Source organism: Croceivirga sp. ABH4_376, assembly GCF_056160685.1.
The window spans coordinates 60,020-79,571 of record NZ_JBSWXQ010000003.1; the positions used below are offsets into that span (position 1 = coordinate 60,020).

18 protein-coding genes and 1 riboswitch are annotated in these 19,552 nt (G+C 39.3%); of the genes, 2 read left to right on the forward strand and 16 right to left on the reverse strand.

Annotation, left to right across the window (positions count from 1 at the left end):
* Positions 1–6: 6 nt before the first annotated feature.
* From ACXAGS_RS08775 to ACXAGS_RS08785, 3 genes are read right to left on the reverse strand one after another with little or no spacing between them, the layout of a single operon-like run.
* Positions 7–867, reverse strand: coding sequence for a prephenate dehydrogenase (locus ACXAGS_RS08775; protein ID WP_474906184.1), 861 nt, complete (start codon positions 865–867; stop codon positions 7–9).
* Positions 868–869: 2 nt separating this feature from the next.
* A complete protein-coding gene (locus ACXAGS_RS08780) occupies positions 870–2,012 on the reverse strand; it encodes a pyridoxal phosphate-dependent aminotransferase (RefSeq protein ID WP_474906185.1) in 1,143 nt (380 codons plus the stop codon).
* On the reverse strand, positions 2,009–2,839 hold the full coding sequence (locus ACXAGS_RS08785; RefSeq protein WP_474906186.1) for a prephenate dehydratase: 831 nt from the start codon (positions 2,837–2,839) through the stop codon (positions 2,009–2,011). Before ACXAGS_RS08785 ends, ACXAGS_RS08780 begins: the two co-directional genes overlap by 4 nt.
* A gap of 389 nt (positions 2,840–3,228) precedes the next feature.
* Here ACXAGS_RS08785 and gldA point away from each other — a divergent pair, with 389 nt between their 5' ends.
* Complete coding sequence (gldA, locus tag ACXAGS_RS08790) at positions 3,229–4,125, forward strand: gliding motility-associated ABC transporter ATP-binding subunit GldA (protein ID WP_474906187.1); 897 nt, start codon at positions 3,229–3,231, stop codon at positions 4,123–4,125.
* Here the strand turns inward: gldA and ACXAGS_RS08795 are convergent.
* Both ACXAGS_RS08795 and ACXAGS_RS08800 read right to left on the reverse strand, forming a co-directional pair.
* The gene (locus tag ACXAGS_RS08795; RefSeq protein ID WP_474906188.1) at positions 4,112–4,507 is read right to left on the reverse strand and encodes a group III truncated hemoglobin; all 396 of its coding nucleotides are present in this window, start codon (positions 4,505–4,507) and stop codon (positions 4,112–4,114) included. The genes gldA and ACXAGS_RS08795 overlap by 14 nt on opposite strands.
* Before the next feature lies 1 nt (position 4,508).
* Positions 4,509–4,790: a hypothetical protein gene (locus ACXAGS_RS08800; RefSeq protein WP_474906189.1), complete on the reverse strand. Its 282-nt coding sequence runs from the start codon at positions 4,788–4,790 to the stop codon at positions 4,509–4,511.
* A 163-nt stretch (positions 4,791–4,953) separates the two neighbouring features.
* Here ACXAGS_RS08800 and ACXAGS_RS08805 point away from each other — a divergent pair, with 163 nt between their 5' ends.
* Positions 4,954–6,387 (forward strand): pyridoxal phosphate-dependent decarboxylase family protein, encoded by a 1,434-nt coding sequence (locus ACXAGS_RS08805; RefSeq protein WP_474906190.1) that lies wholly within the window; start codon positions 4,954–4,956, stop codon positions 6,385–6,387.
* 1 nt (position 6,388) lies between these two features.
* Here ACXAGS_RS08805 and ACXAGS_RS08810 read toward each other — a convergent pair whose 3' ends face one another.
* The 11 genes from ACXAGS_RS08810 to ACXAGS_RS08860 all read right to left on the reverse strand — a co-directional run bounded on the left by ACXAGS_RS08810 (position 6,389) and on the right by ACXAGS_RS08860 (position 19,512).
* Positions 6,389–7,432, reverse strand: coding sequence for a serine hydrolase domain-containing protein (locus ACXAGS_RS08810; protein WP_474906191.1), 1,044 nt, complete (start codon positions 7,430–7,432; stop codon positions 6,389–6,391).
* Position 7,433: 1 nt separating this feature from the next.
* Complete coding sequence (locus tag ACXAGS_RS08815; protein ID WP_474906192.1) at positions 7,434–8,201, reverse strand: head GIN domain-containing protein; 768 nt, start codon at positions 8,199–8,201, stop codon at positions 7,434–7,436.
* A gap of 9 nt (positions 8,202–8,210) precedes the next feature.
* Positions 8,211–9,311, reverse strand: coding sequence for an acyloxyacyl hydrolase (locus ACXAGS_RS08820; protein WP_474906193.1), 1,101 nt, complete (start codon positions 9,309–9,311; stop codon positions 8,211–8,213).
* 63 nt (positions 9,312–9,374) lie between these two features.
* Complete coding sequence (gene metF, locus ACXAGS_RS08825; protein ID WP_474906194.1) at positions 9,375–10,328, reverse strand: methylenetetrahydrofolate reductase [NAD(P)H]; 954 nt, start codon at positions 10,326–10,328, stop codon at positions 9,375–9,377.
* Positions 10,329–10,435: 107 nt separating this feature from the next.
* Entirely contained in the window at positions 10,436–13,141 is a 2,706-nt protein-coding gene (metH, locus tag ACXAGS_RS08830; protein WP_474906195.1) for a methionine synthase, read from the reverse strand.
* Positions 13,138–13,488, reverse strand: coding sequence for a four helix bundle protein (locus tag ACXAGS_RS08835; RefSeq protein WP_474906196.1), 351 nt, complete (start codon positions 13,486–13,488; stop codon positions 13,138–13,140). The genes metH and ACXAGS_RS08835 overlap by 4 nt, the downstream gene beginning before the upstream one ends.
* Positions 13,489–13,503: 15 nt before the next feature.
* Entirely contained in the window at positions 13,504–14,502 is a 999-nt protein-coding gene (locus ACXAGS_RS08840) for a homocysteine S-methyltransferase family protein (RefSeq protein WP_474906197.1), read from the reverse strand.
* A 115-nt stretch (positions 14,503–14,617) separates the two neighbouring features.
* A riboswitch (SAM riboswitch) is annotated at positions 14,618–14,742 on the reverse strand.
* Positions 14,743–14,870: 128 nt separating this feature from the next.
* Positions 14,871–15,932: an NAD(P)/FAD-dependent oxidoreductase gene (locus ACXAGS_RS08845; protein ID WP_474906198.1), complete on the reverse strand. Its 1,062-nt coding sequence runs from the start codon at positions 15,930–15,932 to the stop codon at positions 14,871–14,873.
* A 98-nt stretch (positions 15,933–16,030) separates the two neighbouring features.
* Entirely contained in the window at positions 16,031–16,609 is a 579-nt protein-coding gene (locus ACXAGS_RS08850; protein ID WP_474906199.1) for a precorrin-2 dehydrogenase/sirohydrochlorin ferrochelatase family protein, read from the reverse strand.
* Positions 16,609–17,418 (reverse strand): uroporphyrinogen-III C-methyltransferase, encoded by an 810-nt coding sequence (gene cobA, locus ACXAGS_RS08855; protein WP_474906200.1) that lies wholly within the window; start codon positions 17,416–17,418, stop codon positions 16,609–16,611. Before cobA ends, ACXAGS_RS08850 begins: the two co-directional genes overlap by 1 nt.
* A 3-nt stretch (positions 17,419–17,421) precedes the next feature.
* Complete coding sequence (locus ACXAGS_RS08860; protein WP_474906201.1) at positions 17,422–19,512, reverse strand: HEPN domain-containing protein; 2,091 nt, start codon at positions 19,510–19,512, stop codon at positions 17,422–17,424.
* Between the last annotated feature and the right edge of the window lie 40 nt (positions 19,513–19,552).

Genomic DNA, 19,552 nt, shown 5'->3' on the forward strand with positions numbered 1-19,552 from the left:
TAATCTCTATTTTTTAGTAAGTGGTATTCCGTTTAATATTTGTTTTATTCTATTGGTATTGTTCATTTCTTCATAAAGTCCATCAAAATTATCCTCCTCCATCATTTTTTTAAAGGATTCTAAGTTATTAATGTACTCTGTTAGTGACTCTAACACATTCGCTTTGTTCTGCTCAAAAATTGGCGCCCACATCGCAGGGGAACTTTTGGCTAACCGCACCGTACTTTCAAATCCACTCCCAGCCATGTCAAAAATATCACGCTCATTTTTTTCTTTCTCAATAACCGTCTTTCCTAACATAAAGGAGCTAATGTGTGATAGATGGGATACATAAGCTATATGTTTGTCATGGTTATCCGGATTCATATACCGTATTCTCATGCCCAGTTTTTCAAACAAGGCCAATGCCTTTTCTTGTAACTTAAATGCCGTCTGCTCTACCTCACAGATAATATTGGTTTTGCCATTGTACAATCCACTTATTGCTGCAGATGGGCCAGAAAACTCCGTGCCCGCTATAGGGTGGCAAGCCAAATAATTTCTTCGTTTTGGATGCGCTGCCACAGCCTTACAAATCTGTGCTTTGGTAGAGCCCGCATCTATAACTACAGTTTCTTCCCCTACATGGTTTAGTATGATGGGTAACTCCTTGGCCAAAATCGTAACCGGAATGGCAACAATTACCACATCTGCATTTGCCAAACCTTTATACGTAGTACCCGCGTCTATTAAGCCTAAAGCAATAGCTTCTTCTATGTGCGATGCATTTGCGTCTATACCTTCTATGCGTACCTCTGGATGGGTTTCCCGAATGTCTTTTGCAAAAGACCCACCAATTAAACCAATGCCAACTACAACTACCTTCATGCTTAGAATCTTTCTATGGCTTCTTGTATTTTTTCTTCTTTTACGCAGAGCGAAAAACGGATGTATCCTTCACCGTTGGACCCAAAAATGGTTCCTGGAGCAATAAAAATATCCTTATCGTATAGCACCTCATCAATAAAACTTTCGGAGTCTTTGGCACCTGCTGGCAGTTTACACCAAACAAACATGCCAACGGCATTGGTATCATAAGTGCACCCTAATTTATCAGCTAATTGATAAATTAGTGCTCTTCTTTTTTGGTAAACTTCATCCAAAGCCTCAAACCATTCTTTACCGCTTTCTAAGGCAGCTACGGCTCCTTTTTGAATGCCGTAGAACATACCAGAGTCCATATTACTTTTAACCTTAAGCACCGCATTTATATGATGGGCATTACCCAATAACATCCCTACACGCCAACCCGCCATATTAAAGGTTTTGCTTAACGAATTTAATTCTAGGGCCACCTCTTTTGCTCCGGGTAAGGATAACATACTGCTTGGGTTATTGGCCAAAACAAAACTATACGGATTGTCATTCACCAATAAAATAGAGTTGCGCTTGGCAAATGCCAATAGTTCTTGCATTTGCTCGGTGGTTGCGGTTGCTCCTGTTGGCATATGCGGATAACTCACCCACATTAATTTAACCTTGCTTAAATCTTCTTTCTCTAGCGCTTCCAAATCTGGAAACCATCCATTCTCCGCAGTTAAATCATACGTTTTTGGTACTGCTTCTACCAATTTGGTTACCGACCCATAAGTAGGATATCCTGGATTAGGCAACAGCACCTCATCACCTACATTTAAAAAGGCCATGCTAATGTGCATAATCCCTTCTTTAGACCCCATTAAAGGCAGTACCTCTGTATTGGCATCTACAGCCACATTAAATTTATCTTGATAAAATTTGGCAATGGCCAACCTTAATTCTGGCAAGCCCTGATAACTTTGGTATTGATGTGCGCCTGCATCTAAAATAGCTGCACTTAGCGTTTTTAACACCTTAGGCGAAGGTGCCAAATCTGGACTACCTATACCCATGTTAATTATTGGCTTCCCTTCTGCCATAAGCCCACGCACCTCTCTTAATTTTCTAGAGAAATAGTATTCTTGTACCGAGTTTAATCTGTCTGCCGTTGTCATTTTATCAATGCATTTTTATATTCTCCCAATACCCTAAAATCTTCTGCCATTATATCTAGTAAGCTTTTTGCTTTGGTAAAATTTTGATATGCATCAAAAGTCACATCAACAAAGAAAGCATACTTCCAAGGGGTTTCTATTACGGGTAAGGATTGTATTTTAGTAAGGTTAAGGTGGCAATCGCTCATTACATTAAGCACCGTTGCCAAACTACCTCTTTTATGGTCTGTTATAAACCTAAGAGATGCTTTGTTAATTGCTTCTTTAGGCCATTCCTTATTCTCCTTTTTTAGGATTATAAAACGCGTAGCGTTATTTTTTATGGTTTGTATAGCTGGCGCAATAATTTCCAAATCGTATAGCTCTGCAGCTACATCTGGGGCTATTGCGGCTACATGTGTTAATTGTTTTTCTTGGATTTGTTTTGCAGTTTCTGCTGTATCCACATCTTCTACCAGCTTAATATGGTCATACTGCTTTAAAAAATTTATACACTGCAACAATGCCATAGGATGGGAGCGCACTTCTGTTATTTTAGAAATATCTTGCCCTTTTAACACCATTAAGTTATGGTTGATGTTTAAGTACTGCTCGCCTATAATGTGCAAATTATTATGATACACTAAATTGTAATTGGGAATTATGCTCCCCGCAATAGAGTTTTCTATGGCCATGACCGCCTTGTCCGCAGTACCATCCAAAACACTGGCTACCAACTTATCAAAAGACAGGCACTCTACCAAGCTAATGGCATCTCCAAAGTAGTCTTTGGCTACCTTGTGGTGGTTACTTCCTTTTATTCCTTGTATGGCTATTTTTAAATCCATTGCAAAAAAAAAGTCCCGAATTTAACATCGGGACCTTATAGTTTTATTTTGTTACATATAGCTAGAACAGTCCCGTACCTCTTTGGTAAAAGAAGTAAAAATAAAAACGGTTCCAGAAATATAATTTGCTCATCTTGTTGTAAATGTTCGGCTAAGATTACCCTTTCTTTAGGAATGACAAAGTTAATTTTTCAATTTTTAGAATTTTTAACAAAAACGCTCATATTGCTGATTTTTATCGCATAAAAAAGCCGATTTATTATTAAAATCGTACATCATCGAACACTTTCCCAAAAGTGTGCTCTGGAAACCTTCGCTTTATTAATTATCCTCAAATTCACTTCTAAAAAAAATAAGTAAAACGTACTTTTGGCGGTAAATACCTGTATATGTCCATAGTTGTAAAAGATATTGTGAAAACTTACGGCGAACAAAGAGCCTTAGACCAAGTCTCCTTTTCTATTGATAAAGGAGAAATTGTTGGTTTTCTAGGTCCTAATGGCGCTGGCAAGTCTACTATGATGCGTGTATTAACCACCTTTCACGCTGCAGATACAGGTAGCGCCATAGTTAATGGTTTTGATGTTAACACCCAAGCTAAAGACGTACAAGCTAGTATTGGCTTTTTACCAGAGCACAACCCGCTATACCTAGATATGTATGTTAAGGAATACCTTTCTTTTAATGCGCAAGTACATAAAGTAAAGAAAAATCGTATTGCAGAGGTTATAACACAAACGGGACTAACACCAGAGGCCCACAAAAAAATAGGGCAACTTTCTAAAGGATACCGCCAACGTGTTGGCCTTGCAGCAGCTTTACTGCATGACCCGGAAGTACTAATTCTAGATGAACCTACCACTGGTTTAGACCCTAATCAGCTTATAGAAATAAGAAAACTGATACAAGAAATTGGTAAAAATAAAACTGTAATGCTTTCTACGCATATTATGAAAGAGGTAGAAGCCGTTTGCGACCGAGTAATTATAATCAACAAAGGAAAATTAGTGGCAGATAAATCACTAGAAGATTTAAGACAAACGGAACAACAAATTATAGAAGTAGAATTTGACTACCGTGTGGAGGATGTATTACTTCAAAAGCTTCCTAACGCGGTGCATGTAAAAAATACTGGCGGTTTTGTCTACGAAATTACTTTTGACAGCCAAAAAGACATGCGCCCAGCGGTATTTGATTTTGCGCATGACAATCAACTTAAAACATTGCAATTAAGTAGAAAAAACAAAAATTTAGAAGGTCTATTTACCGAGCTCACTTCTGCTTAAGTTTACGGTGCTCATAGATAGTAAAGAACATACGCACGCTCATATTTCTAGCGCGCTGCTTGGCTTTTTCTGCTGTTGCACCCTCAAAATAATTATCTAGCGTAGCAATCCAATGGCGTAGCCATATACCAAAATGGTAATTATCTACGGCACCATTAAATCTTGCATCTACCTCGGCATGCACCAACAACGGATTTCCTAAGTATTTTTGTTGGTAAAAGAGGTTGCTCTCCCAAAAGTCCGTGAGCTTATCTAAATGAGCAGGCCAGTCTGTTATGGTCTCATTAAAAAAATGACCTATCTCTTTATCCTTACGCACCCTATCATAAAACCGATGCACTAGAAGAGCAACATCTTCTCTAGAAGCTATTTCCGTTTTCATCTTAAATTAAATTAGCCCCTAAAACTAGGCTACTTACCAATAGGCTCAAAATAAAAATATTAAATGTAATCTTAGAAGGCAGCTGTGCTAATACAGCCGCATTAAAAGACATACACCCCATAACCACTAAAAACAATTGTATCATTTGAAAAACACCTATACCTTGCATTAAGACCGCCATAGCCGCAACAGCGCCAATACAACTTTGTATCATTACAAATATGCTGGCATATCCCGTTTCGTTTTTTCTATACTCTCCCAAAAATTCATTATACGTTGTCATACCTGATAATTTTTAATTATGGTGTAAAAGTATCTGGGTCCGTTTAGGTAAAATATGACATATGTCAGCTAGCATGTTCTTTTGTGTTTAAAAAAGAATACTGCCCTAAAGTTTTATTAGCCTAAGGCGATGGGTATCTTTGCAAAAAAATAAATTCCATTGCATGAGCAAGTCTAATCCACGTTTAGAACTATCTAAAGAAGAAATGAAAGCTTTAGGGTACGAAATTATAGATGCCATTGTGGACCATCATCTTACCCAAGACAAAAAGCTTCCTGTGGCCGTAGGCACGCGTGCAGAGATGGATTCTATTTTTTTGGAAGAAGCCCCAGAAAAAGGAATGGACGCACAAAACGTGCTAGATTTTGTTTTAAAGAATGTTATGGTCAATAGCACTTTGTTATCACACCCTAAAGCCTATTCTTTTGTACCTGGCCCAAGTAATTATGTGAGTGTTATGGCAGATGCCTTGGCAACTGGTTTTAATGTTTTTTCTGGAGGATGGTCTGCATCCCCTGCAGCTGCGGAACTAGAGATTATTACCATACAATGGTTGTTAAAGATTTTTGGCTTCCCTAAAAAGAAAGGTGGCGGAATTTTTACCTCTGGTGGCTCTATGGCCAATTTAACCGCTTTAACCACCGCACGAAATATTAAGTGCGGGAAAGATTTTTCTAAAGCCGTAATTTATTTGTCAGACCAAGCACACAGTTCTAATGTAAAGGCCATTCGCGTTATTGGTTTTAGAGAAGAGCAAGTACGGATTATACCCACAGATAGCGAGTTTAACTTCCCTATCAACAAATTAAAAAATGCCATTGCCAAAGACCGTTTAGCAGGTTTACAACCGTTTTGCCTAATTGGTACTGCGGGCACTACCAATACAGGTACGGTAGACCCCTTAACAGAATTGGCTGCTATCTGTAAAAAAGAAGACATATGGTTTCATATTGATGGTGCCTATGGCGGCGCAGCCATTTTAGCACCCAAAGGAAAAAAAGCACTAAAAGGAATAGAAAAGGCAGATTCTGTTACCATTGACCCCCATAAATGGTTATACCAACCTTACGAAATGGGTTGTTTACTGGTAAGAAATCACAAACATTTAAGCCACACCTTTACAGAAAAGCCAGAATATCTAAGGGACGTAGAAGGAAATACTTCTGAAATTAATTTTTATGATTTAGGCATACAGCTTACTAGGCGTTTCCGTGCTTTAAAATTCTATATGTCTATTAAAACCTACGGTTTGCAATCTTTTCGTGATGCCATTGCGTACAATATGGACTTGGCGGAACAACTAGAAGAACAAATGCGAAAAAGTAGTCTTTGGGAAATTGTGCACCCTGCAACCTTAGCCATTATCAACTTTAGGTACAACCCTATTGGAAAAAATTATTCCGCCAAAAAGTTAGATAAGCTTAACCAATACATATCAGAAAAGGTAGTGAGTTCACAAAAGGCATTGTTGGTAACTACCATATTAAACAATCAAATTGTATTGCGCATGTGTTTGATTAATCCGCGCACCACCATGGCAGATGTGCAAGAGACACTAGAACTTTGTGAAGCGTTTGCCGCAGAAGCGGATAAATAAATTAGGTGATTTTGGTTAAAATATCATCCCAAAAGGGTTGCACCTTGGGGTCTGTACAATTGGTTAATAAAACCGCGACCAATTGCTGCTCCGGATATACAAATAAATTGGAATAGGCCCCTACACTATTGCCCACATGGCCAACGTATTTTCTACCCAAAACATCTTGGCTTACCTGGAAACCTAATCCGTAATACGTGCTTTTACCATTTACCTCTTGGGCGGTCAGCAACTCTTTATAGGTTTCTGGTTTCAATATGGTTTGTTGTAGCAGCTCCTGTCCTAATTTGGCAATATCTGCACTAGTAGACAAATAACCGCCACCCGCCAATTTGTAATAATTATCTACCTCACTGGCCGCCCTGAAACCCATACCACAACGGGTAAAAAACGGCACAGTATCAACTGCTTTTCTTGGAGATTTAGTTTGATGCATCCCTAACGGAGTTAGAATTTCTTTGCTTACATAATCTTCAAAAGGCATTTTTGCAGCATTTTGTAGCGCTATAGCGAGTAAAACAAAATCTAAACTGTTGTACAAATACCCCTTCCCAGGTTCAAAGACTAAGGGGTCGTTTTTAAAAAAAGTGACACTCTCTGCTATCTCCCAAGGTTTGTTCCAAGCATATTCCTTACCCTTGTAACTACGTATTCCTGCGGTATGACTTGCCAATTGTCTCAGCGTAAAGTCATATTTTTTTTTAGGATAATCTGGAACGTGCATGTAAAAAGAATCGTCCCAAGAAACCAATCCTTGTTCCACCATTTTCCCAAAGGCCAAACCCGTAATGCATTTAGATATACTAGCAATTCTAAATACCGATTCTGCTGGTTTTATAGCTTCTTGTTGTAGGCTGGTATTGGTATAGCCTTTTTGCAAATAAATTTCTCCTTTCTTAAGGATAGTCACAGAAATGCCTGGAACTTTATTTTCTAGGACCAAATTACCTAAGGCGGAATTCACATAGGTTTTCCCTTCCAAATTAGCCAGCGACACTGGCTTCTTGCGGCTAAAAATGCCAAAAAGGGTATTCCACCACGCCATACTAATCCTTAAAAATTAGTTTACCTCTAAATTCTTCTGTTACCCTAACCGTTTCTGGTCTGTTAAAACTCACCACATCTCCATACCCCCTAATAACCCCGATTAGGCGTTCTTGCGGATTTACCAAAATATCGTTAGAACCTCTATGGTTTAGATTTACATTGGTAGTGGTAAGTTCTTGCGCTTCAATACGGGTATCCCCTGCAGCTACGGTAATATCAAGATTGGTAGTATTACCTTTTAGATTGAAGTAAGCGATGCCGTTTACCACTATAGATACGGTAGTAGTATTTAAATCGAGTTCAAAAGAACCATCTGTAGTTTCCGTTTCTGGATTATTAAAACTTTCCGAAACTAAGCGAAGCGTAGGATAACTTAATACCCCATCACTAGAAATGGCAAGCCCGGTACTGCTTCGTATTTCCTCTAAATTGGGCGCTGTAACATATACTGTAGACAACCCATAATCCCGTAGCAGGTTACAGCCATTTTCATTTTTTACAATTAAACGCCCCTCTACTACTTCCGCAGAAATTTCATTTAACAAATATTCACCAGATTCTATACTAACTTTCTGCTCTGGACCTTCTTTAAGTACTAAATTTAATTGCTCAAATACCGTAATCTTGGTAAAGTTGGGCAAAGCTACTTCCACCTGTTGCAAATCGCCTGCATTTTGAAAACAATCTGAAGCATTTTCTGAGTTACAACCTAGGAAGATAAGCGCCACCGCACTATACAAAACCACTATTAATTTTCTTTTCTGCATCGTTCTAATTTATAACCGCACTCCAATACCAAATTCTAGCGCCTCTGCTGCCGCACCATGAGATTTTAAGGTAATAGCTCCAAAAACCTTATCACCAAAATAGCGTTTTAAACCTACCCTGTTGTACACTTTTCCTTCAAAATCAAAAGGGTAATACACGTAATATCCCAATTGGGTAACTACACTTAGTTTGTTAACAAACAACTCGTGCCCCAAAAACAAGCCTACACGTTTATAATCATCATCTAGCTGTACGTCCATCTCTGGAAAAGAAGTGGCTTGAAAAGCAATAAGTTCCTTTAAAAAATTAGAGAAGAAAGCATCTGCCCCAAATTGAATAGCACTTTTTCTACCGAAGCGTTTGTCTGCATACGCAGATGCAATTACAAACCCATACTGGCCACTATTAACTACATCGCTCTCATTAACACCACCACGCAAAACCAAATTCAACTTAATGGGCTCTTTATATTTTGGCTCCTTATCATACGTTATGAAATCTGGTCTATCTTCTGCATTTAAATCGTACGTAACCCCTACATTGAATGCAAAAGTATTGGTAGAGGTATTGGGTGCCTTAAAATTAGCATTAGAATAATGGATTAAAGACAAACCGGCCTTAACACCAAAACGGTCTATAAGTCGCTCCTTATTGTAATTAAGCATTACCATTGTGGAACTCAATAAATGAGAACCGTAAGCATTGTTTCTAAAGTTATTGGCCTTATCATACGGATTGGTATTGTAGCTAATTCCCTGTGCTACCCTAAACTGTAGATTTCGTTTTAGAAAATAGAAATTATAATGCGCATATAGCCCAAAATGCTCCCCTAAGGTGGTGTTGTTCATGTCTTGATAGACAAAAGTGAAACCCGTATCTGGATAACCAAAATCTGCTTCCCACTTTTGTTTGCCAAAGCGTTTTCTATTAAATCCTAAAATAACACCCCCAGGATGGTTTTTAATTAAATGCGAAATATCCGTGTTGTGCAATAATACAGATCCATAAAACTGATTGGCTTCTAACACAAAATGTGGGGCATCTTGCTTTTGTTGTGCCCTAGCGCAGATAGACAAAACCAAGAAAAAAAGTATCCAAGCTTTTTTCATAAGCCCCCAAAGGTATTTAATCTAATGGCAATCTACCAAAGATATGCGCAAGGGTTATGTTAATTAAAACAGGGCTGCCGCAATAGCTTTAATATTGCTAGACTTACCCATGGAATAATAATGCAAAACAGGAACGCCAGCATCTTTTAATTCTTTAGATTGCTGTATGGCCCATTCTATACCAACTTGCCTTACCGCTTTATTATCTGGGCAGGCCTCTACGGCATCTATTAAATCTTCGGGTAAGTTAACCCAAAACACTTGGGGCAATAAACGTAAATGCTTTTGTACGGCTAAAGGTTTAATCCCCGGAATTATAGGAATAGTAATCCCAATTGCTCTTGCGGCATCTACGAATTCAAAATATTTTTTATTGTCAAAAAACATCTGGGTTACTACATAATCTGCCCCAGCGTCTACTTTTTCTTTTAGGCGTTTTAAATCATTTTGAAGACTTGGCGCCTCCAAATGCTTTTCAGGATAACCCGCCACACCAATACAGAAATTTGGTGTGTGTTCCATCTTAAGTTCGTCTATTAAATATTTACCTTGGTTTAATGCAGCAACCTGTTCTACCAAGCCTTTAGCGTAGCTATGCCCACCTTCACAAGGGCTAAAATACTGCTCGCCCTTCATGGCGTCTCCACGTAGTGCCATGATATTGTCTATACCCAAGTATTGGCAATCTACCAACATGTATTCTGTCTCCTCTTTGGTAAAACCACCACAAAGTACATGGGGTACGGTATCTACATTGTATTTGTACTGCAAAGACGCACAGATACCAACAGTACCCGGACGCATACGTGTAACCTTTTTTTCTAAAAGCCCATTTTTTTCTATGTACACATACTCCTCCCTAGAGGTAGTAACGTCAATAAATGGTGGTTTAAACTCCATTAAGGGGTCTATATTATCATACAAATCTTGTATGTTTTTACCCTTTACCGGAGGTACAATTTCAAAACTGAATAACGTTTCTCCCTTAGCGTTTGCTATATGTTCGGTTACTTTCATAAGCCTCTAACCCGCCCTCTCCAAAAGAGAAGAAATTTTACGGGGACTATTTTTATTTGTTAGTTTTCAAACTTTTATCGCTCTTAATCAATATTACCTTTTAACGGTCAAGGAGCTTCTGCAATGTTAGGTGCCAACCATCTTTCTGCAACTTCCTTTTCTATGCCTTTACGATTAGCAAAATCTTGTACTTGGTCTTCTTTTATCTTTCCTAATCCAAAGTATTTAGCTTCTGGATGCGCAAAATAATACCCACTTACACTGGCTGCGGGCCACATGGCCAAACTATCTGTCAATTCCACCCCAATGGTTTCTTCTACCTGCATTAATTCCCAAATGGTTAGCTTCTCTAAATGGTCTGGACAGGCAGGATAACCCGGTGCAGGACGTATACCCCGATAACTTTCTTTGATAAGTTCCGTATTGTCTAAATTCTCTGCATTGGCGTAACCCCAATAGTTAGTGCGCACCTCTCTGTGCAAATATTCTGCAAATGCCTCTGCCAAACGGTCTGCTAATGCTTTGACCATTATACTAGAATAATCGTCATGGGCAGCTTCGTATTTTTCTGCCAATTCTTTGGTTCCAAAACCTGCCGAAACACAGAAACAGCCAATATAATCTTGTAACCCACTTTCTTTAGGTGCAATAAAATCTGCTAACGCGATATTTGCCACACCATCTCGTTTTTTAGTTTGCTGTCTTAGTGTTCTAAAAACGGTGGCTTCACTACCTGGTACACCCAATTCAATGTCATCATCATTTATCTGATTGGCAGGGAACAACCCAAAAGTAGCTTTTCCTTTTAGCAATTCTTCCTCTAAAATTTCTACAAGCATTTTCTGCGCATCTGAAAACAGTTCTTTTGCTTGTGCACCTACCACCTTATCTTCTAAAATTTCTGGATATTTTCCATGTAAATCCCAGCTTCTAAAAAACGGCGTCCAGTCTATAAAGTCTACTAAGACTCTCAAATCAAAATCTTCTAAAACCGTAGTTCCTAAAGCCTTTGGTTTTACAATATCTTCTGGTTTAAAATCGATTTTTAATTTATTCGCTCTAGCCTGTTCCAAAGTCAAGTATTCTTTATGCTTGGAACGATTCAAAAACTTTTCCCTAAAGCTTTCGTAATCTAACTTTACCGACTTTTTATAGGTATCAGATGATTCTTTTTGAAGCAAATCGCCCACCACGGTTACCGCTCTAGACGCATCATTTACATGTACGACTGCATGTTTATATACTGGGTCTATTTTTACTGCAGTATGTGCTTTACTGGTAGTTGCCCCTCCTATTAACAAGGGCACATTAAAGTTTTGGCGTTCCATTTCTTTGGCCAAGAAAACCATCTCATCTAAAGAAGGTGTTATTAATCCACTAAGACCAATTACATCTACCTGCTCTTCTATTGCACGATTGATAATTACCTCTGGCGGTACCATGACCCCTAAATCTACAATCTCATAATTGTTACAAGCCAATACCACCGATACAATATTTTTACCAATATCGTGCACATCGCCTTTTACAGTAGCCATTAGCACCTTTCCGTTAGCCCCCGTAGATTTGTCCTTAGATGCTTCTATATAAGGTGTTAGGTAGGCAACCGCTTTTTTCATAACCCGAGCAGATTTTACCACCTGGGGCAAGAACATTTTTCCGCTCCCGAACAAGTCGCCCACCACATTCATACCCGTCATTAAATTGCCTTCAATAACGTGCAATGGTTTTGCTGCCTGTTGTCTAGCCTCTTCTACATCTTCTATAATATATTGGTCAATACCTTTTACTAAGGCTCTGGTTATACGGTCTTGCAATGGCTCTTCTCGCCAAGATAAATCTACCGTACTTTCCTTGGTTTTTCCTTGAAAGGTTTCTGCAAACTCTAATAATCGCTCTGTTGCATCATCCCTTCTATCTAAAATCACATCCTCTACGTGTTCTAAAAGGTCTTTAGGGATATCATCATAAACCTCTAACATAGTTGGGTTTACAATACCTATATTCATGCCCGCCTTAATAGCATGGTATAAAAATACAGAGTGCATGGCTTCCCTAACGGGATTATTACCCCTAAACGAAAACGAAACATTACTTACCCCACCACTTACACTACAATACGGCAAGTACTGGCGCACCCAACGCGTAGCCTCGATAAAATCAATTGCGTTTTTTCGGTGTTCTTCCATTCCCGTGGCTACGGGGAAAATGTTCAAATCGAAAATGATGTCTTCTGGAGCAAATTTTACTTTATCTACCAGAATTCGGTACGAGCGTTCCGCAATTTCTATTCGCCTTTCATAATTATCTGCCTGGCCAACCTCATCAAATGCCATTACAATAACGGCCGCCCCATATCTCTTGATCAATTTGGCATGGTGAATAAACTCTGCCTCACCTTCTTTTAAACTAATAGAATTTACGACACATTTACCTTGTACCACTTGTAATCCAGCCTCTATAATTTCCCATTTAGAACTATCTATCATGATAGGCACACGGGCAATATCTGGCTCGGCGATTATTAAATTTAGGTACTTTACCATGGCCGCCTTACCATCTATAAGGCCATCATCCATGTTAATATCTATTATCTGTGCGCCACCTTCTACCTGATGTCTGGCAACATCCAAAGCCTCTTCGAACTTTTCTTCCTTTATTAAACGCAAAAAACGCTTAGAACCAGCCACATTGGTGCGCTCCCCTACATTTATAAAGTTACTTTCTGGGGTTATGACCAAGGGTTCTAGACCACTCAACCTCAAAAACCGTTGACCGTTATTCGTTTTATGTTGTTCGTTTGACAGACTCATAACTTTCTATGGTAATTAATGAATCCATTGAGCAGTTTTTTAACTCGCTCAATTTCATTTAAAATTTCACTTTCATTGTGCCGAAGATATTCTAAATCTGACGCTAAAATTGTTTGAGTCTCCAACTCAAACAAAGAACCTCTGGCGATATGCAAGAAATTAATCGTGTCTTTAGCAGTCTGCCTTCCACAGCCCTCGGCTATATTTGAGGAAACCGATACCGCACATCTTCTAATTTGAGAAGTAAGACCATAACGCTCATCATCAGGAAAAGCCTTTGAAAGCAAGTATATTTTCTTTACTAATTCTCTAGCTTGCACCCAAACATCCAATTCTTTGTAATCCATCCTTTCGACCTACGATTAACGTTTAACGGATAACGGGCGAGGCGCATAGCCAGCAGCCAATTTTGCTATCGCACTAATATGTTCTGGCGTAGTTCCACAGCATCCACCCACAATATTCACTAAGTTTTTATCTAAATATTCTTTTATCTGTGCGGCCATTTCTTCTGGAGTTTCATCATACTCTCCAAAAGCATTTGGTAGACCAGCATTAGGGTGTGCAGAGGTGAAAAAATCTGACTTTGCAGAAATTACCTCTAAATGGGGTGTCAATTGTTTAGCACCCAAAGCACAATTAAAACCTACACTTAGTATGGGTAAATGCGAAATTGAAATTAAGAAAGCTTCTGCGGTTTGTCCGGATAAGGTTCTGCCAGAAGCATCCGTAATAGTACCGCTAACCATGATGGGCACTTCTATATTGCGCTCTTCTTTTACCTCTTCTATGGCAAAAAGTGCGGCTTTGGCATTTAGGGTATCGAATATGGTTTCTACCAACAATAAATCAGCTCCACCATCTAACAATGCCTCTACTTGTTGTTTGTACGCCACTCGTAACTCATCAAAAGAAATGGCTCTAAATCCAGGGTCGTTTACATCTGGACTCATACTAGCTGTTTTGTTGGTTGGGCCAATACTACCAGCCACAAACCTTGGCTTTTGTGGCTCTTTGGCAGTAAATTCTTCCGCAACGCGCTTGGCTATTTTGGCCGACTCGTAATTAAGTTCGTACACCAAATCTTGCATGCCATAATCTTCCATGGCAATGGTAGTCCCAGAAAAAGTATTGGTTTCTACAATATCCGCTCCAGCTTCAAAATATTTGGCATGCACGGTGGCAATGGCTTCGGGCTGGGTTATGGATAATAAATCGTTATTGCCTTGTAAAGGACTTGGCCAGTCTTTAAAACGCTCTCCCCTAAAATCTTCCTCAGTAAATTTATAGCGTTGTAGCATGGTACCCATGGCACCATCCAAAACTAAAATGCGCTCCTTTAAAACTTCTTCAATCTTCATATCTACAAAGGTCACCAAAATTGGTGACGTATTATTTTAGTAGGCTAGCAAAGTTACAAGGGTACACAAAAGACTGTTGTTTTTGTTATCCTTCTTCATTAACGCTGCTTTAATAAGGCAACAAACCCTGAATTGATTTCAGGATGAAGTAGAATGTAGCACCTTCATTGCTTAGCATATTTAAAGCAAGGGTTGCTAAGGTTTCAACGGGTCTATTCCCTCCACCTTTCTTGATAACCTACATTATTTTTAATGAACTGCGTGCAAAGAAAAGGCCCTTGCTGGTTAAATACAAAAAAACCGTTTCTTTTATCACAAAAAAGCCTCCCTTGGTAAGGAGGCTCGCTAACTCAAACTCATCTAAGATTTTAGACGATACTTTGCACCACCTCTTTTTTGGCTTCTTTCTTGGATCCGTCGAATCCTTCTACACCGCCAACCGTGGTATACTTCATTACAAATCGTTTATCTGGATTTATAATTTGATAGGCATATTGACACATTACCGCTGCTTCATGAAAGCCCGATAAGATTAGTTTTAACTTTCCTTCGTACGTATTCACATCACCAATAGCAAAGACTCCCGGTATATTGGTTTGGTAATCTTTGGCATTATTTACTTTAATAGCATTCTTTTCTATCTCTAGACCCCAACTACCTATAGGTCCTAATTTAGGAGATAGACCAAACAATGGAATAAAATAATCGGTCTCTACGTACTTGGGTTCCACACCTTGTTCTGTAGACTTTATAACTACCGCTTCTATAGAATCCGCGCCATGCAATTCTTTTACTTCTGCTTTGGTGTGTAACTTAATTTTACCCACCTGCGCTAATTCTCTTGCTTTTTCCACAGAGTCTAAAGCACCACGGAATTCGTTTCTACGGTGTACCAAATGTACCTCTGAAGCTACATCTGCCAAGAAAATAGACCAATCTAGGGCAGAATCTCCCCCACCAGCAATTACCACTTTTTTATCCCGATACACTTCTGGGTCTTTTATCATGTATTCCACACCTTTGGTCTCATAGATATCCAAATTTGGAATTTGCGGCTTTCTTGGCTCAAAAGAACCCAAACCACCAGCAATAACAACCACTGGCGCATGGTGTTGCGTACCCAAATTAGTAGTAACAATGAACGAACCGTCTTCTTGCTTATCTAAAGTCTCTGCACGCTCTCCCAAGGTAAATCCTGGCTCAAAAGGCTTTATTTGCTCCATTAAACGGTCTACCAAATCGCCCGCTAAAATTTCTGGATAAGCAGGAATATCATAAATTGGTTTTTTAGGATAAATCTCTGAGCACTGCCCACCCGGTTGTGATAATGCATCTATAATGTGGCATTTAAGTTTTAACAATCCTGCTTCAAACACAGTGAACAATCCTGTTGGTCCTGCACCAATAATAAGTATATCAGTCTTTATCATGTTATCTACTTTTGTATTTCCGCTAGCGCGGGAATTTCAATCTATTTTAATTTTCTTTTTCTAATGCTTTCTCTTTGACCGTGATTATTCACGGTCAGTTATTTTTTATTGACCAGCTTTTCTGTAATCTGATTCATCTGGTCTACTTTCTCTTCAAAATTGCCCTTAATGGTTTTTCTATACTCATTAAGGTTCTTTACCATTTGGTCTATGTCTTCTGGAATTACTTCTTCAAAAAACTGACGTAAACGTTTTGCTGTTGTCGGCGACTTCCCATTGGTAGAAATAGCAACTTTTACATTCCCTTTAGTAACAATTCCCCCCATGTAGAAATCGCACAAAGGCGGGTTATCTGCAACATTCACCAATTTACTCTGGGCCCTACAGTCATTATACACTTGTATATTCACTTCTGGCACATCTGTAGTAGCCACTACAATATGTTTACCTTCTAAATATTTAGGGTGATAAACATCGGTTATCATAGTCACATTAAATGCATTGGCCAATTCAACAGTTGCTTCTCTAAACATAGGAGATACCATTGTTACTTTTGCATCTGGACTAGACTTGGTTAAAAAATGCAACTTTTCTTCGGCTACAAATCCACCGCCAATGATAAGCACTTCTAACTGCGAGGTTTTTAGGAAAATGGGATAAAGATTATTGCGTTCCATTAGGCTTGTACGTTTTGTTCTTGTTGTACTGCTAAGATACGCGCTCTATGCGCCACCACATCTCCTATAATAATGATTGCAGGATTGGACAGCTGCTGCTCCTTTGCCTTGGACTCTATGGAAGCAACAGTGCCAATACCTATTTTTTCATCTTTTCTAGTACCATTTTGTATAATGGCAACCGGAGTTTCTGATTTACCTTCTTGTTGAAACAAGGTCATGATTTCTGCTAATTTGCTCATGCCCATTAAAATCACCACCGTTGCGGAAGATTTTGCGGCCAACGCCACGTCTTTAGACAATTTATGTTCCTTTGTTGTACCGGTAATTACCCAAAAACTTTCTGCCGCGCCTCTTTTAGTAACTGGAATATTTTGATAGGCAGGAACGGACACCGAGGAAGAAATACCGGGCACCATGGCTACTTCTAAGCCAAAACCAGCGGCATATTCCATCTCTTCTGCACCACGACCAAACACAAATGGGTCGCCACCCTTAAGGCGTACTACGTGTTTTCCTTCAAGGCCACGTTGTACAATTAGCTCGTTTATTTGTTCTTGTTGGTAACTGTAACAACCTTTGCGTTTCCCCACAAAAATTTGTTCTGCTTGCGGGGCATACTCCAATAAATCAGGGTTCACTAGGGCATCAAACAGAACCACGTCCGCACTTTTTAAGGCTTTTATACCTTTAAGTGTAAAAAGGTCTGCGTCTCCTGGTCCGGCCCCTACCACAGTAAGCTTACCATCGGTCCCAAATGGCCCTGAAAATGGAGTAGTGTTTTCTGTATGATTGTTACTATGACTCATTTTTTAGGCTTCTTGTAATTCTAGATTTCTAAATGCTTCTAGTTTGGCCAATACCTGTTTGGCGTCTTCTAAATAACTTTTAGCAAATGCTTCGGTAGGTTGGTTTTGATTTAGTTGTAGCACCAAATCACTAAAACCATCTTTAAAATCTATTTTATTAGTTTCAACAAACAAGGCATCAAAATCCTTGATGATGCTGTTGTGGGTATTTACCTTAGTCTTTTCTGATGTCAATAAGGCTTTTGCGGAATTTACCATAGACTGATAGCTATAGTAAATACTTGCTGCCCATTTACCTTGTTCTAGGGCTTCTGCAGCATTATCAATTTTCTCTTGGCTTTCAAAAAATAGCGTAGCTACCAAATCCACAATCACCCCTGCACATTCTCCTACACCAATCTCTTTTTTGTATTTTTCTGTATTTCCCCAGTCTACAAAATCTTCTGCGGTAAGATTATCTACATCCGTTAACTCTTTAAGAAAATCGTAGAAGTATAATTGGCCCTTTTCTGCATAATAGGCATCAAAAGATTTACCTTGCCCGTTAGCTTCATAATCATCCAAGATTAAGCGCAATGCCTGCGGCCCTCTTTTAGAAGGTACTTTAACCACTTTATCTGCAAACGTTCCGTTACCATTACCGTGGTTACCACCACCTAGTAAAACCTGTAATGCCGGCGCCACCAATTTATCCTTGGTACGTACACTCATCCCTTGAAAACCTATGTGCGCCATGTTGTGTTGCCCACAGGCATTCATACATCCGCTGATTTTTATAACCACATCTGGATTGTTGATGTACGATGGGTATTCCGCCTTAATTACACGCTCTAACTCTTCTGCAATACCAGTACTACTGGCTATACCTAGATTACACGTATCCGTTCCTGGGCATGCCGTAATATCCAAAGCTTTGTTATACCCAGCTTCTACAAAACCAAGTTTTTCTAATTCTTGGTAGAAGAAAGGAACCAACTCCTCTTTTACATAAGGAATTAAGATATTTTGACGTAGCGATAAGCGTAACTCACCAGCTGCATATTCTTTTACAAGATTCGCTAATTTTCTTGCTTTGTCCGTATAAAAATCGCCCAACAAAACTTTAATACCAATAGCTACGTAGCCTTCTTGCTTTTGTGGAATTACGTTGGTGCTTTTCCACAACTCGTATGCTAAAGTTTCTTTTATTTCTATTGTCGGAACTTTTTGCTGCGCGATGTTCACCTTTGGGTACGACTCGGCATCAATAGGATAGGTTTGGTGAGGTACCGCTGTTTTTTCTTGCTCTAGTAATTCTTTAAACGCATCTAGACCAATGTCTTTCAGCAGAAACTTCATTCTTGCCTTGGCTCTACTTTTACGCTCCCCGTATCTATCGAAAACGCGAATAACCTGCTCCATTAAAGGAATTATTTGGTCTGATGGCAAAAAGCTATACAATTCATCTGCATGCCTTGGTTGGGAACCCAAACCGCCGGCCAACATCACCTTGAAACCTTTTACACCATTCTCTATTTTAGCAATGAAACCCAAATCGTGCATGTAAGACAAGCCCGTATCTGCATCCGAAGCAGAAAATGAAACTTTGAACTTACGCCCCATTTCTTGCCCAATAGGGTTTCTAAGAAAGTACTGAAAAACAGCATGTGCATATGGCGAAACATCAAAAGGTTCGTCCAAATCTATCCCAGCAGTCTCACTAGCAGTTACGTTACGCACGGTATTACCACAGGCTTCCCTAAGGGTAATATCGTCTTTTTCTAGCTGCGCCCACAATTCTGGAGTACGTTCCAAATCCACATAATGAATTTGTATGTCTTGCCTTGTGGTAATGTGCAAACGACCGGTAGAAAACTCGTCCGAGACATCGCAGATACGTAACAATTGATTTGCAGTAACCTTACCGTAAGGTAGTTTAATACGAATCATCTGCACGCCCGGCTGTCTTTGACCATAGACCCCACGGGCCAATCTAAGACTGCGGAAGCGCTCCTCGTCTACCTTACCTTCTTTAAACTGGCGAATCTTCTTCTCCAATTCAATGATATCCTTTTCTACTACTGGATTTTCTATTTCGGTTCTAAAACTTTGCATTGCCACACCCGACCTTTCTAATGGAAAGGAGCACTTTACG

Bases quoted from the DNA above. Each gene is read 5' to 3' on its own strand.
- ACXAGS_RS08795 (WP_474906188.1), bottom strand. From the start codon at position 4,507: ATGAAAACGGAAATAGCTTCTAGAGAAGATGTTGCTCTTCTAGTGCAT.
- cobA (WP_474906200.1), bottom strand. From the start codon at position 17,418: ATGAGTCATAGTAACAATCATACAGAAAACACTACTCCATTTTCAGGG.
- metF (WP_474906194.1), bottom strand. From the start codon at position 10,328: ATGAAAGTAACCGAACATATAGCAAACGCTAAGGGAGAAACGTTATTC.
- ACXAGS_RS08810 (WP_474906191.1), bottom strand. From the start codon at position 7,432: ATGGCGTGGTGGAATACCCTTTTTGGCATTTTTAGCCGCAAGAAGCCA.
- ACXAGS_RS08835 (WP_474906196.1), bottom strand. From the start codon at position 13,488: ATGGATTACAAAGAATTGGATGTTTGGGTGCAAGCTAGAGAATTAGTA.
- gldA (WP_474906187.1), top strand. From the start codon at position 3,229: ATGTCCATAGTTGTAAAAGATATTGTGAAAACTTACGGCGAACAAAGA.
- ACXAGS_RS08805 (WP_474906190.1), top strand. From the start codon at position 4,954: ATGAGCAAGTCTAATCCACGTTTAGAACTATCTAAAGAAGAAATGAAA.
- ACXAGS_RS08850 (WP_474906199.1), bottom strand. From the start codon at position 16,609: ATGGAACGCAATAATCTTTATCCCATTTTCCTAAAAACCTCGCAGTTA.
- ACXAGS_RS08785 (WP_474906186.1), bottom strand. From the start codon at position 2,839: ATGGATTTAAAAATAGCCATACAAGGAATAAAAGGAAGTAACCACCAC.
- ACXAGS_RS08815 (WP_474906192.1), bottom strand. From the start codon at position 8,201: ATGCAGAAAAGAAAATTAATAGTGGTTTTGTATAGTGCGGTGGCGCTT.
- ACXAGS_RS08775 (WP_474906184.1), bottom strand. From the start codon at position 867: ATGAAGGTAGTTGTAGTTGGCATTGGTTTAATTGGTGGGTCTTTTGCA.
- ACXAGS_RS08780 (WP_474906185.1), bottom strand. From the start codon at position 2,012: ATGACAACGGCAGACAGATTAAACTCGGTACAAGAATACTATTTCTCT.
- ACXAGS_RS08840 (WP_474906197.1), bottom strand. From the start codon at position 14,502: ATGAAGATTGAAGAAGTTTTAAAGGAGCGCATTTTAGTTTTGGATGGT.
- ACXAGS_RS08845 (WP_474906198.1), bottom strand. From the start codon at position 15,932: ATGATAAAGACTGATATACTTATTATTGGTGCAGGACCAACAGGATTG.
- ACXAGS_RS08860 (WP_474906201.1), bottom strand. From the start codon at position 19,512: ATGCAAAGTTTTAGAACCGAAATAGAAAATCCAGTAGTAGAAAAGGAT.
- ACXAGS_RS08800 (WP_474906189.1), bottom strand. From the start codon at position 4,790: ATGACAACGTATAATGAATTTTTGGGAGAGTATAGAAAAAACGAAACG.
- ACXAGS_RS08820 (WP_474906193.1), bottom strand. From the start codon at position 9,311: ATGAAAAAAGCTTGGATACTTTTTTTCTTGGTTTTGTCTATCTGCGCT.
- metH (WP_474906195.1), bottom strand. From the start codon at position 13,141: ATGAGTCTGTCAAACGAACAACATAAAACGAATAACGGTCAACGGTTT.